Annotated in this window: 10 protein-coding genes; all 10 read right to left on the minus strand. The window is 45.6% G+C overall.

Annotated features, from left to right (window positions below):
* Position 1: 1 nt before the first annotated feature.
* The 10 genes from FE296_RS10455 to FE296_RS10500 all read right to left on the minus strand — a co-directional run bounded on the left by FE296_RS10455 (position 2) and on the right by FE296_RS10500 (position 14,897).
* Positions 2–1,441 carry an NAD-dependent malic enzyme gene (locus FE296_RS10455; RefSeq protein WP_124113995.1) on the minus strand — a complete coding sequence of 480 codons (1,440 nt, stop codon included), beginning with the start codon at positions 1,439–1,441 and terminating at the stop codon, positions 2–4.
* 207 nt (positions 1,442–1,648) lie between these two features.
* Positions 1,649–3,721 (minus strand): beta-galactosidase, encoded by a 2,073-nt coding sequence (locus FE296_RS10460; RefSeq protein ID WP_150364913.1) that lies wholly within the window; start codon positions 3,719–3,721, stop codon positions 1,649–1,651.
* 86 nt (positions 3,722–3,807) lie between these two features.
* On the minus strand, positions 3,808–4,893 hold the full coding sequence (locus FE296_RS10465) for a glycoside hydrolase family 53 protein (protein ID WP_150364914.1): 1,086 nt from the start codon (positions 4,891–4,893) through the stop codon (positions 3,808–3,810).
* Between the two features lie 32 nt (positions 4,894–4,925).
* Complete coding sequence (locus FE296_RS10470; RefSeq protein WP_091032085.1) at positions 4,926–5,804, minus strand: carbohydrate ABC transporter permease; 879 nt, start codon at positions 5,802–5,804, stop codon at positions 4,926–4,928.
* Between the two features lie 29 nt (positions 5,805–5,833).
* Positions 5,834–6,724, minus strand: a complete 891-nt coding sequence (locus FE296_RS10475) for an ABC transporter permease (RefSeq protein ID WP_074094500.1) — start codon at positions 6,722–6,724, stop codon at positions 5,834–5,836.
* A gap of 190 nt (positions 6,725–6,914) precedes the next feature.
* Positions 6,915–8,606, minus strand: coding sequence for a type 2 periplasmic-binding domain-containing protein (locus FE296_RS10480; protein ID WP_124113992.1), 1,692 nt, complete (start codon positions 8,604–8,606; stop codon positions 6,915–6,917).
* A 123-nt stretch (positions 8,607–8,729) separates the two neighbouring features.
* The gene (locus FE296_RS10485) at positions 8,730–10,358 is read right to left on the minus strand and encodes a response regulator (RefSeq protein ID WP_124115507.1); all 1,629 of its coding nucleotides are present in this window, start codon (positions 10,356–10,358) and stop codon (positions 8,730–8,732) included.
* Between the two features lie 73 nt (positions 10,359–10,431).
* Positions 10,432–12,186, minus strand: a complete 1,755-nt coding sequence (locus FE296_RS10490; protein ID WP_124113991.1) for a sensor histidine kinase — start codon at positions 12,184–12,186, stop codon at positions 10,432–10,434.
* A gap of 299 nt (positions 12,187–12,485) precedes the next feature.
* Positions 12,486–13,184, minus strand: a complete 699-nt coding sequence (locus FE296_RS10495; protein ID WP_124113990.1) for a hypothetical protein — start codon at positions 13,182–13,184, stop codon at positions 12,486–12,488.
* 180 nt (positions 13,185–13,364) lie between these two features.
* Positions 13,365–14,897 carry an ABC transporter substrate-binding protein gene (locus FE296_RS10500; protein WP_124113989.1) on the minus strand — a complete coding sequence of 511 codons (1,533 nt, stop codon included), beginning with the start codon at positions 14,895–14,897 and terminating at the stop codon, positions 13,365–13,367.
* Positions 14,898–14,930 lie beyond the last annotated feature (33 nt).

The following is a 14,930-nucleotide window of genomic DNA, read 5'->3' on the forward strand; positions in this document are numbered from 1 at the left end:
CTTACGATTCCCCGCCTTCACGGGCCTGTTCACGCGGAATACGCCGAGCTACACCCGTCTTAATAGCTGCTTCAATCACGCGACTGCGCATCGATTTGACCACTTTATCATTGAACACACTCGGAATAATGTAATAACGTGTACGCTCTTCATCCGTAATGGCCGAAGCAATCGCTTGCGCAGCTGCCAACTTCATTTCTTCATTAATTTCGGTGGCTCTGCAATCCAGAACTGCCCTGAAGATACCCGGGAAACATAACACGTTGTTGATCTGATTCGGATAATCGGATCGGCCTGTTGCCATTACCGCCACAATGTCTTCCACCAATGCAGGCATTATCTCAGGTACCGGGTTTGCCATCGCAAACACGATTGGATCTTCTGCCATGGTCTGCACATCTTCGCGAGTTAACAGATTGCCGCGGGACAGGCCAATGAACACGTCCGCTCCACGGATGACATCGCGCAGTGATCCGGTTTCCAGTTCCGGGTTGGTACGAGCTGCATAATCACTCCAGACTTCATTCTCATAGGTTTGTGTCCGTACAATCGCACCCTCACGATCGACACCAATAAGTCGACTGGCTCCTGCAGACAATAATATGTTGCTGCAAGCTACACCTGCTGCACCAATACCGCAGACCACAATCTTCACATCTTCAATGGACTTGCCCACCAGTTTGAGCGCATTGATCAGACCGGCATATAACACAACCGCTGTGCCATGCTGGTCATCATGAAATACAGGAATGTCCAATTCCTCATTCAGACGACGTTCAATTTCGAAACAACGCGGTGACGAGATATCCTCCAGATTAATGCCGCCAAAACCAGGTGATATCGCTTTCACAGTACGTATGATTTCCTCGGTATCCTGTGTGTCCAGGCAGATCGGAAAAGCATCCACACCTGCAAACTGTTTGAATAACATCGCTTTACCTTCCATGACAGGCATCGCTGCACGAGGACCAATATTACCAAGTCCAAGCACCGCACTGCCATCCGATATGACGGCCACTGTATTCCGTTTAATTGTCAATGAGAAGGCTTTGCCAGGTTCTTCTGAAATGGCTGAACATACACGAGCCACATCCGGTGTGTACACACGTGACAGATCTTCCCGGTTTTGAATCGGGGTCTTTGGTGTTACTTCGATCTTACCGCCCAGATGAAGCAGGAACGTCCGATCCGATACATTAATAATGGACACACCTTTAAGCTGGCGCACCCCTTCTATAATTTTACTGTTATCTTGTGCATCTGTAACGGCGACCGTCAAGTCGCGCACGCTTACATCCTGATTGGTGGAAATCACGTCGATGGCAATGATGTCTCCCCCAGCTTCCGAGATGGCCGAAGCCACTTCGCCAAACTTAATATCCTTAGTTGTCATTTCCAGTCGAATAATAATGCTGTTACCATCCAGATTTCTTTGATTCATTTCCATTCCTCCCAGACTGAAAGTCTTGAGTTACATGTTACGTGTTTGTCTTCGCTGCGTGGACACGTTTATCCTTTATCTTGTCCAGAAAAAGTCGTTCAACAGCCAAATACATAAAATAAAAAAGATGCCCTGAACACCAATGCAGGCGTTCAGGGCACTCTTTTTCTATCCTAACTCCGTTTATAAAGTAAGGATGAACCTATATTATTTTCGGGTAGCCGGTCTGCGCAGAACACAAATGTCATATGGCTTCAAGCTGAGACTTGCTTCCACAGCATCACCACTGAGCAGATCGGTATAGGACTGTCCATCTAGTTCAACCAGCTTCTCATCTGGTGTGTAGTTCTGTACAAACACATAATCAGCTGTACCATCTGTACGCGTATGTGCCGTTGTTCCGACAGGCAGCTCGGTTTCAAGTCCACGCTCAATGTTCAGGTCAGCGATTAGTTTCGCATAGAAATCATCATAGAATGGTGCTTTCAGACGTGTCGCTACATAATAAGCTTTTCCTGAACCTAACTGGTTAACCGTCAATGCCGGGCGTCCCGCATAGAAGTCAGAACGGTATGTAGCCAGGGACTTCGCGCCTTCCAGATGAATCAGATCACACAGTTCAATTGCATCATACGCTGTATTGAGCTGAAGCTCATTGCCCTTCTCCGGAATGATTCCGTTCAGATCACGATCATGCAGTCCGTCAATTTCCTCGGACCAGATGCCAAGTGTCTTACGCAGTGGGCCTGGGAATCCACCCAGGAAACACAGATCGTTTTCGTTAACAATACCAGACCAGTAAGTTGCTACAAACGTACCACCTTGTTCTACAAACTTCTCAATGCGTTCCCCGACACCTTCACGTACCAGATAGAGCATTGGAGCAATCAGCAACTTGTATTTGGACAGATCTGCATCCATATCAATAACGTCTACAGCGACTCCCTTTTTCCAGAATGCTTCATAATGCTCTTCCACGGTCTGCTCATACTTCACACCGATATTGCGTGGACCCTGGGAATCATTAACGGCCCAGCGGTTTTCCCAATCAAATATGATTGCAACTTCTGCCGGAACCGCTGTTCCTACAATGGCTTCCATGCCTTCAAGAGCCGTTCCTACGTCGGTTACATCTTGGAACACACGTGTGTGTTCCGTTCCTACGTGGTCTACCACCGCACCATGAAGTTTCTCACTGGACCCCCGGCTTTTTCTCCACTGGAAGTACTGAACACTATCGGAACCGTGCGCAACAGCCTGGAGAGAAGAGAGCAGATGCATGCCCGGTTTTTTCAGCTTGCTGACATCCTGCCAATTCGTCGAACTTGGAGTACTCTCCATCAGCAAGAACGGCTGACCGCCTTTGATGGAACGAACGATATCATGCATCATTGCGATCCGGGATGCCTGTTTCGCGTCGTCATCTGCATCATGCCAAGTCGGATAACTGTCCCAAGAGAGGAAGTCCAGAATATCGGCAAACTTCCAATAGTTCAGACCGCCATAGAATTCCATCAGGTTGGTTGTGACTGGCAGATCGGGATTCTGAGCTTTCAATGGTTTCGTTTCATGCACGATAAAATCAGCTGTCTGATCCGTAACGAAACGGCGCCAGTCCAGATTCATTGCGTGTACCTGTGTCTCACCGTGTGGAGCCGGAGATTCCACTTGACTCCAGTCTGTAACCGTATGGCTCCAGAATGTGGTCCACCACGAATGATTCAGTTCATCGAGTGTTTGATACTTATTCTGAACCCAACCACGGAACGCTTCCTGACAATAATCACAATGACAGTCTCCGCCGAACTCGTTTGAGATATGCCAGCCGATTACAGCCGGATGATCCGAATAACGCTCTGCCAGTTTTGTGTTGATCGCAGTAACCTTCTCACGGTATACCGGGGAAGTATAACAATGGTTGTGACGGAAACCATGCAGATTGCGGACACGCTTCTCGGATACACGGAGCACTTCCGGGTACTTCGCGGACATCCAGGCAGGTCTGGCACCACTTGGTGTAGCCAGGAATGCATAGATGCCGTTTGCTGCAAAACGATCCAAAACCTGATCCAGCCATTCAAACGTGTATACACCCTCTTCCGGCTCAAGGGATACCCATGAGAAGATACCAATGGACATCACGTTACACTTGGCAAGCTTCATCAAGCGAATATCTTCTTCCAGAACTTCAGGGTAGCGGAGCCATTGCTCCGGGTTATAGTCTGCGCCATGCAACATGTGCGGGGCTTTGGAACTTACAGGTGGAAATTTGTATGTCATAAGGACAACTCCCTTGCTTTAATTACAGTTTTTTTTAATTTATATACGATAACAACGACTTCACAGAAAATACGTATTACGCTAGATTACACATATGTCACGACATCTGATTCTTCTGCAGTAGCAAGTGCTGTAAACGATTCCAACTTGCGACCTTTAAAATCAAACATGGTGAGGTTGCCCCAGTTATTCGGATGACCGACGGACCATTCTTCTTTACTTGGTATCCAGGCAGGTTCCCAATAATAGAATCCGTGCCCCAAACCACCAGGAACTTCGCGAATAATCTGCAATAGATCCTTCAGATATTTGGTCTGTCCCTCTACACTTGCAGGGTATCCTGGTAACAACATATCTTCCTGATTCAAAATCCATTCAATGCCTTCCGGCTGTTCCAGCGTCCATGGATAAGCGGTTTCAACTACATTGATCGGTTTGCCATAACGCTCAGCCAGATCATGAAGATTGTCACGTAACGCATCAAGTGTGCCATGCCACCAAGGGTAATACGAGAGACCAATGATATCAAACTCCACACCCAGTGCTTCAAAGCGATCGTAAAACTTGCGGCTCTCGGCGTTATCTCCACCACGATCAATATGTATCATAATCTGAATATCCGCGTCAACGGATTTGACCGCAGCAATTCCGTACTTCACAAGGCCTGCAAAACGCTCCCACTGTTCATCCGTATCATGCTCTTCTCCACCGACACGTCCCTCATTCCATAACATGCCTGGTGTAATCTCGTTGCCCACCTGCACCATGTCCGGAAGCGCATCGTGTTCCTTCAACGTTCTCAGAACGTCAGCCGTATACATACATACCGCACGTTGAAGCTCTTCATAGGACAGATTTTCCCATGCTTTCGGCTTCCATTGATTGGCTGGATCAGCCCAGCGATCAGAATAATGGAAATCAAGCAAAAATTTCAATCCCTGTTCCTTGATCCGTTTGGCTACCTCCACCGTCCGCTCCAGATTGCAGAATCCACCAACAGGATCATTCCAGATTCGAAGTCGTATCGCGTTAGTGTCATTAATCTTCAGGATGGACAGCAAGTCTTGTTCCTTGCCATCCACATCACTGTAACTCCCGCCATGCTGTTCGATTTCATCCATAAAGGACACATCCATTCCCAGAATGAATGTCTTTTCCGTCAAATTGCTCACTGTATCAACCTCCATTAATTTGGGGTACAGGCTCAGCCTTTAACTGAGCCCAACGTCATACCTTTGACAAAGAAACGTTGCAGGAAAGGATACACAATCAAGATTGGTGCACTTCCGATGAAGATCTGAGCTGCCCTTACCGTAGTTTGAGAGAGAGCTTCCATTTCTTTTGGATTCATGCTCATGCTACTCATGTCACGTCCAATAATGACTGTTTGCATAAATGTAGCAAGTGGGTAATCCTTGGCGTTATTCATGTAGAGCAATCCATCAAACCAGGAATTCCAGTGGAACACCATACTGAACAATGCAATTGTTGCAATGGACGGCATCGAAATGGGAAGGAAGATACTGAACAATGTTCTGAAATGGTTAGCTCCATCCATGAGCGCCGCTTCTTCCAGTTCTTTTGGAATACCGCGGAAGAAGTTCAGCATCAGAATGACAAGGAATGTGTTAACTGCCCCAGGGAGTACCAGTACCCAGAAGGAATCCATCAACCCGATCTTCTGGATAACCATGTAGAATGGCACCAGTCCCCCGTTAAAAATCATACTGAATACAAAAATCCAGGAGTAGATTGTTCTGCCTTTGAATTCACTATTCTCTTTGGACAACGGATACGCTGCCAGGAACGTGATCAGCAAGGTAATAGCTGTACCAATTACTGTACGTAGAAGTGAAATCCAGAGTGAGTTCAAGAAAATTGGATTGTTCATTGTCTTTTTGTATGCCTCAAGAGAGAAACCTACAGGCCAGAGATTGACCAAATTTGCATCGGCAGCAGCCTTTGTACTAAAGGATACCGCCAGTACATGAACCATCGGTATGATACACATGATGGCAATTAGAATCAGAAAGCAGGTATTGACTATATTAAACACGCGATAAGGCAATGATTTATGATACATCGTGGTCCCTTCTTTCTCTGTTCATTCGTTTAGAATATGCGGTATCCAGCGTATTTTTTGGCTAAGCTGTAAGATACAAGAATCAAGATCATGCTAATAACCGATTTGAATAATCCGATCGCCGTTGCAAAGCCCATCTCACCGTTTTGCATTGCGGAACGATATACGAATGTATCAATGATGTCACCCGTTTGATATACGAGCGGGTTATACAAGTTGAAAATCTGGTCAAATCCGGCATTCAGTACGTTACCAAGTGCCAGTGTTCCTACAACCATCAGCATCGGCACAAGTGAAGGAATTGTAATGTGCAGTGTCTGTTTCCAGCGTCCTGCTCCGTCAATTTCCGCTGCTTCGTACAATGCTGGATTAATTCCGGCAAGGGCAGCCAGAAAGACAATCATGTTATAGCCAAATTCTTTCCACACATCTGTCAGAATGACCGTAGATCGGAACCAACTGTTGTCTCCAAGGAAGAAATATGGCCCGAGTCCAAAGGTTCCCAGAACCCGGTTAACCAAGCCGCCTGTTGACAACAGATCTATCAAAATCCCGCCCAGAATGACCCAGGACAAGAAGTGAGGTAAATAGACAAGTGTTTGAATCGTTCGCTGTATAGCCATCTTGCGAACCTCATTCAAAAGAATGGCAAAAACAAATGGAACAAATAAATTAAAAATCAGTTTAAGTACAGCAATAATCAATGTGTTCCAGATGACCTGTAAGCTGTCTTCACGTTCAAACAGATATCTAAAGTTGTCCAGCCCAACCCATTCAGAACCGCTAATCCCAAGCCATGGCTTGTAGTTCTGGAATGCCATAATGATCCCGCCCATAGGCACATAACTGAAAATAATCAGAAAGATAATGGCTGGCAACAGCATAACGTGGAATGGCCAAGTGCGTTTCAAAGTTCTCATGATTGCTCCCCCTGTATTTCTTCCTACTCAAGTACTCCCTGAGTGGCTTATAATGCGATTATATCAACCTTTTACAGGGTCCAAACAGCACATAAAAGCAATATAAATGGCACAAATTCAACCACTTTGCCTCAGCTTGAATAAACCAAAAAAAGCGCCCAGACGTTAGTCGTCTGAGCGCTGCTTGTAACTATTTTTTCACACTGTCATACCATTCGTTAACCTCTTGCGTGATTTGGTCACCGCCACCTGATTTCCACGTTTGTACAAAGGTATCAAACGCATCCGCCGGATTTTTGCCATAGATAATTTCGTTAAATGCTTGATTCTCAATTTTGTTTAGATAGTCCAGCTTGGATTTCATCGTCTGTGTTGTTGGACCTGTGAACATGTTTTTAAAGGAAATTTCTTCTTGGCTCAGTAACACTTTTGCTGCTGCTGGAGTTTCTTTACCGTAATTGACAGCAACATCTTTCTCAAGCTTCGTTTCAGGCTCTTTGCCATCCGCTAAGTTCAGAAGTGCTTTCATCTGCGCATCTGGAATGCGAGCACCGTCGCGAACAAGCAAATAACGTACAACGTTCACGTATCCGCCTTCGATCTCGTCAATCGGCATTTGTTTTCCATTTGCATCCAATTGGTAGTCATAACCTGCAAACAGACCGTTATCATAAGGGCTACCTGGTGCTGGGTCTGCATAATTGTCAAACAGGTAGTTCTGATACGTAAAGAATGCTTCTGGGTGTGCCATATCTTTTTTGATCAACGTAACACCATTAACGAACTGTGTTCCGTGACGCATCGCTTTTCCTTCAGGACCGGTAGGAATTTCAATCGGTTTCCATACCGCACTCGGTACATTTTTCACTGTATCAAGAAGTGGCCACCCACTCATCCAGTAAGGTCCTGGAATAATGCCGGCAGTTCCTGCAACTGCTGGCTCTGCTGTTTTGTTCTCATCCCATAGAGCTGCTTCCTGCGGGATATATCCTTTTTTGAGCCATTCGCTCAATTTGGTCAGACCTTGCTTCATACCCGGATTGATGGAGCCATACTCCAACTTGCCATCCGCAGCAAGATTCCATTGTTGAGGTAAGGTGCCATATGCACCAAATATCCAAGATACATCTCCCATCCAAGTGTTCATGGATGTTTTGAAACCAACGCTGAGCGGAGTGACTTTTTCAGGAGCCAAGCCGTCAGGGTTATTGTTTTTGAATGCTTCCATAACGGTTTCCAGCTCATCAATTGTTTTTGGTGCTTTCAGATTCAGCTTATCCAGCCAATCCTGGCGAATCCAGAGCAAGTAATCATTGTTGTATGCGTAGTCCAGAACAGGGATACCCATTCTTTTGCCATCACGACTATATTGGTTCCAGACGTTAGGATCTTGCTCCATCGCTTTTTTCCATGTGTCTGAAGCATATTTGTCGAACAGTGGACCGACTTCTTCGTACATGCCAGAGTCGATCAAGTCTTGAGCAACGAGATTGTCCGCACTACCAATCGTCACGATATCTGGCATTTCCTGTCCAGAGGACATAGCCAGACGAAGTTTGGTTGCAAACGCACTGTTTGTATCTGTTACTGACCAGAGCGCGCTGACATTAATCCCGAATTTTTCCTTGGCCCACTTAGTTGCCACGTTATTTTCCATGGATTCGCCATTTTTAAACTTCAACTCAGGATCGATTCCCCATGCTGTTGTAATGGTTACTTCCGGATCATACTTTTCTTTGTATTCGTTTTGGGTTCCAGATGTACTTGGTGTTGCACTATCTCCGCCCCCACTGCCTCCTGAACATCCTGCAAGAACGACAGTTAGACTCAGCGTTGTAGCGAGAAGCGTCAAGAATCTCTTTTTCGTTGATTGCGCTCTCATGTTGTTCCCCCTTAAATCGTTTTGGTTACCCTTTCATTATAGGCTGACCAGGCCTTTGAGCCTATGATACGAAATCAAGATTTCTGCACCTTTGCCAACCTATATTCTGGAATGTTGTTGTAATTATGCCTGATCCCGAAATTCATTTGGTGTCATACCATAATGTTTTTTGAACATTTTGCTGAAATATTGCGGATTTTGATAGCCAAGTTCACTCGTAATCTCGTATATTTTTTTATTGCTATTCTTAAGCAGATACAAAGCACGCTCCATGCGCATACGAATCATGTAGTCCCCAAGGCCTTCCCCTGTCTCTGCCTTGTAAATTTTCGATAGATATACGGGGTGTAAATATACCTTGTCCGCAATCATCTTCACTGACAGATCCTGTCCTGTATCTCTTGTAACCAACTCCTGAACCTGCTTGATCACATGTCTGCGGCTCTGCACACCTTCCTGATCGGACAACTCTTCCTGAAGCTTCGCCAGCATCTCGGTTGCCCAGCGCCGCAGCTTCTCGGGGGATTGAATCAACTGATGAGCAAGGAGCAGATCGAATCCCGCATGATCAATCTCATGCACCAGATGCCCCTGTTTATGGGCGATATACATAAATGCATTGGTTACCGACAGATACATCTCATACACATGTTCTCTAGACAATCGAACCTGTTCTGCCGCGTCAAAGACCGCGTTCAGCTTACGCGCTGCCGCTTCCCATTGCTTGGTTTCAAGCAATTGCGGAAGTATAGGCGGTTTGTACAGCTCTTCGAGCGCCTGCGTCGCATCATTCTCCGGTCTTTTGCTGAGTGCCTGATCCATGTCCATATATATAATCTTGTGTTCTTCCGGTCCTGAAAGGACAAGCGAACCCAGACTTTTTCGATAAGCTGCTGTCAACTCATTAAAGGGAAATGACGGTGTAACTACCATGGACAGATCTCCCTGTAAATATCGAATGACATGCTCACGGAAAGTTTCAGCTGAGATTCTCAGCGTCTCCAAGTCCATCTGCGGAGCTGCGATCTGATCTTGATTCTGCAAGAACATAACCAGACACTCATGGGGTCCGCGACCAAACCACACGTTAAATTGCTCTCCGAGTACTTCCTCTGCAATATTACCTACCGCAAAATCCATCAGATCCAGAGACTGCTGGTCCATTGATGAGAAGCGTCCTGTAAGGCGAATCAGCATCATCACAGCCGATTGTTCCGGATCAATATGAATCTCATATTGTTGCAGTTGTTCCCGAAGCGCCCGGGCCGTGATCTCACGTCCCAGCAGCAGATCATGCATAAGATTTTCTCGTAAAATCTTATAGTCAGACTTCCGACTGTATAAAAGCCGGTGATATTTATCAAATTCATCCCACTCATCGCGAAGAGACGTGATGGCTGCCGACACCGATCCCATAAACTCATCATCGTTTACGGGTTTCAGGATATAATCCGCTGCCTGCAATTGAATGGCTTTTTTAGCATAATCAAAATCACTGTGACCCGTTAGTAAAATACAGCGGATGTGAGACCAGCGCTTGCTTACCTCTGCAATGAGATCCAGTCCTGACATGCCAGGCATGCGAATATCGGTAACTACGATATCTACTGCATTTTCCTCCATAATCTCCAACGCTTCCTTACCGGATGCGGCACGCAGCACGGTCGTTACTCCAAGCTCTCCCCAGGGGATCGTAAGTTCCAGACTTTCTGTTACGTATGTCTCATCATCTACCAGCAATATATCAATCAAGTGATTCACTCCCTATTTCGTTCATTCTGCAAATGGATTCCATCGTGCATCATGCGCTACACATTCCAAGTGCTTATCCTTCATTCTCCAGAAGAAACTCCTGCTCGGCAGGCCATGACAGTGTAACGCGTAACCCGCCAAGTTCCGATTCCGTTATATCAAGCCCAGCCTGCTCCCCATATCGAAGCTGGAGTCGCTGATTCACATTCCACAGGCCACAGCCCATCTCCTGATCCATCGTTCCCCTGAGCTTACTCAGAAGCGCCTCACGTGCCTCCTGCGTCATGCCTTGCCCATCATCCTCTACCACAAGAACCATGACACCGCCCTGTTTTTCCCCGGATACTCTTATTTCTCCTGCTTCCGCGTCCGCTTCGATGCCGTGAATCACTGTATTCTCCACCAATGGTTGCACGATGAGTGGCGGTACCTCCTGTCTTAACATCTCATCAGACAGATCAATCTTGTAATGAATCCGGTCCATACGCATCCGTTGGATCTCCAGATAACAGCTGACAAATTCAATTTCTTCTGTCAACGGTACCACGTCCCGCTCCTGTCTTGTCGTATACCGATAATATCGCGATAGGTTATGCGACATCGCTACAACAGCGTCCATACGCTTCAGCTTCGCCATACTCGTAATGAAGGAGAAACAATTATAGAAAAAGTGCGGGTTAATCTGCGATTGCAGCTGCTTCAACCGAGCTTCACGCACATGAATCTGTTCCAGGTAAACGTGTTCAAATAACTGCTGGATCTGCTCCACCATCAAGTTGAAACGTTCGGACAGGAAACTGAATTCATTGCGGCCCTTTGGCTTAATCCTCACTGAATAATCTTCCTGCTTCAACCGCTGGAACCCGCGAATGAGTTGTTTCACTGGTACCTGTACCTGAACATAGAACAAATACGCCACACCAAAACTCATTAACAACAAACAAATCATGGAAGAATAGAACAGCATATTGGATTGATGAATAGGCTTCAGAATATCTGACAGGGGCATGTAGTCCACCAAATACCAGCCTGTTGTACTGGATTTCACCGTGTTAACCATGTAAGGCTCGTCCCCGATCACCACTGTACGGTTATCAACGTCCTGAAGTTTATGAACGGACAGTTCTTCCATCAACTGATTCGTTAGGGAACGATCTGAAGTCCGGTTATAAATAACTCCCGATTCTTCTCGGAAATAGAAGGGATCATGCCTGCCATCGTCTTTGAATTTGTCGAGCATATCCCGAATGTTGTCACTATCAAACTCCAGTTTAATAATCGTTTCCGCATTATTAGCTGGGTCTTTAATACCGTACGGAGATACCGTAATCCAGCTAAACATGAACCGATCATCTTCCCCATCCTGAATTTTGCGTACATCCCAGCCGGAACTGATATTCTCCCTTAGCGCTTGTTTATCGTAAGAACGTGCGTCCCTTTCGGAAACCACCCTGCCCAGCGAAGGAGAATACAGATATAATTTCGTGGCCCAATTGGATGAGCTTTCCTGAATACTCAGCTTATTCTGAATACGTTTGACCAGGTTGATCGCATCCAGGTCAAAGTAGTTACTGTCCGCATAGATTCGCCTGAAGCTGGCAATATCAGGATCATGTATGAGCAGATTCGGCCATGAGGATAACAGTTCGATGTTTGTGTTCACTTGATTTTGGAAAAATTCAAGCTGATTACTATTTGATCGATTCAACTCATCTCTGAGAACAGCTGTTGTTTTGTGATTGGAGTACCAGTACAGAAGCACTACAGGAATCAGCATAATCAGAATAAGAATGACCATTTTGGAAAACAGGTTTGTCCGATATGACATCTTTTCATCTCACCTTGTCTTAATTTGTCGTGACATTAATTGTAATGATGTAAGCGCTAAAGACAAACTATTTTTTTTGAGACAAAACGATTCATTATCTAGCGTAAGCGTTACCAATTCAAGGGGAAAGGAGATAAAACCAATATTTCTGCACTAAATGCAACTTCCACGCACAAAAAGAGCCAGCGATTAGCCAGCTCTCTATCTAATTTCAGTATATATCTTTGATCTCTCTATTCAACTCAACCTTATTCCACTTCTGTTTATGTAATTATTCTTTTTTTCTATAAAAATATCAACTATGGAATATCATAATCAAATACCGTATTTGCCCCATCCACGCCTACATCAAGCACAATATCCATAAGTTTCCCATTTACGAACAGAGGGGATTCCGCTTTCCCGTAAAACTCCAACTTACCTTTAAACGTTCCATAACGTTCAATCTCAACATGTACGGGCCTTAATTGGACAGACTGCAAAGCTTCCAATAGTGGATCATCCTTAAACTTATAACTGCGTGCGAGATCAGGCAATAACACGGCGGATATGGAATCTCTGCCGTAATTTTTGAGTGTCAGGTCACAGGTTGCTCGGGTCTCACCCGTTTTCAGCACGTTAAAGGTACAAGAGCTTGCATTCTGTACATAGGATACCGCATTAATGCCTGTAGCTCCCCACTTGGCTATATACATGAATTTATCTGTCATGTACGAGTAACTGAGAATGATAGCGATAACTACGATCCATAACCCTTTTGCAAGACCGGGGAACGATTTCCCGATTTCTTTGCGTGTAAGGTAAAATCCGCAAGCAAAGATTCCCATCCCCAGGAAAAGTGTGATATGTACACCACTTAAATAAGACGTAGTATACGGTGATATACCTATTGCTGACAGCATGGTATCCCCAACAGAAAAACCAAGATGATGGTTAAATGTAAAGATGATAGCAAATAGCAATAAAGCCCCTGAGAACACAAGTCTGGTTCTCGACACTCGAACACCCCCTAATCAACCACCTTATTATATCATATTTTTCCTATTTATGATTAACAATCCAAATCAAAAAAACAACAATAAAAAGAACGTCTTCGGTTGTTCACCGAAAACGTCCTCCATATTTGCCATTACAAGAGCTTGTAGAACACAAGTCTCTCAATCACAGCTGATAATCATTTACTTCTGGGCAAGGAATGCATCAAGTTGTTCCTGTTTGGCTGCAATAATTTTATCGATTCCCGCTGCTTTCAATTTCTCCAGATATTTCGGAATCATCTCATTTGGATCAACGGCGCCCGATGTCATACCCGGCTTGAACTGTTTGTTCACGTTGTTGACCGCCGCAATTTCATTTTTGACAGATTGGCTGTTGAATGTAAAGCCCAGTGCTGGCGACTTCACACCTTTGGCGTTAAACTCTTTGAACTTTTCCCACTTCTGCGGATCTTCATTATCCCATAGGAAGTTCAGGAACTGGTTACCAAGCTGCCATTGAGCACCTGGGTTATAGGTACGACTGTTGGCATCAACGCCTTCAGGGAGAGTAATGATATTATCCTGTCCGTCTTTTTTCACATAATGTGTACCTTCAATTCCAAAGTTCAGCAAGTTGTTAATTTCCTTGTCGGAATGCAGCAGGTTAATGACCTGCATCGCTTTCTCCGGTTGTTCGGAAGAACGGGAGATTGCAAGCATCGCTCCAGACGCATCACCCGTCGTGATTGTCGGCTGTGTCATCTCAATCTGAGTGAGTGGGAAACCCACATACCCTTCTTCTTCTTTATCCTTGCCTGGCTTCATGCCATCTGTCCAGAGAAACGCTTTTCCAGCCTTCGCCTGGTCTTTCGGGAACACATTGGATGTAGCAGCATCACTGTTGATATATCCTGCTTGATACCACTTGCGAGCGAGTTCAGCCGCTTCTTTGAATTCAGGGGTCTCCACTTCATTCAGCACCGTTGTTCCGCCTGCTGTTTTGGAGATGACTCCAGGTACGGAAGCATCACCGAGATAATCCCAATCCAGATTCTCCAACAGCCCGTTACCGTTGGTATTGGACATATAGAATGGTGTGATAGCTGGCTCGTTTTCCTTGATTGTTTTGAGCAAGGGCTCCAGATCAGCCCATGTCTTTACAGCTGTCAGGTCCAGCTTATACTTGTCAGCCAGATCTTTACGTACCAACACACCACGTGTGGCAGCAAGTTCCTTATTCGTAGGAACGCCGTAATTCACGCCGTCTACCTGGGAACCTTCCAGAAAGGCAGGGTCCAGGTTTTTCTTAATATCCTGACCATGTGCATCAAGCAGATCATTCAAGGGCAAGAATGCGCCTTTAGCTACATTCACCGTGTAGTTCTGCCAAGCCGCTGTGAAGATAATGTCTGATTTTTCACCTGAAGAAATCATGAGATTCAGCTTGTTATCCCACTGACCCCAGTCAATCGCATTGATCTTAAGGGTAGCTCCGATCTTCGGTTCCATCTTTTTGTTAATCTCGGCTTCCACCAGAGCCACATCCTTCTGTGGTGTCCCCGGGTAAAACAGTGTCACTTCATAGGGTTTGCCCCCACCTTCACTTGCTCCTCCGCCTTCTGCGCCAGGTGTTGTTGCTGTTCCACCCTTGTCTGATGAGCAAGCTGCCAGCACCAGGCTCAGCGCCATAACCGTTGCCATCATGCGTGACCATACCTTTAATGATCTAACCAATTGAACCCCTCCTGTCATGTGTTGAACCATACA

The organism is Paenibacillus sp. UASWS1643 (assembly GCF_008693195.1).
Taxonomy (GTDB): Bacteria; Bacillota; Bacilli; order Paenibacillales; family Paenibacillaceae; genus Paenibacillus; species Paenibacillus amylolyticus_B.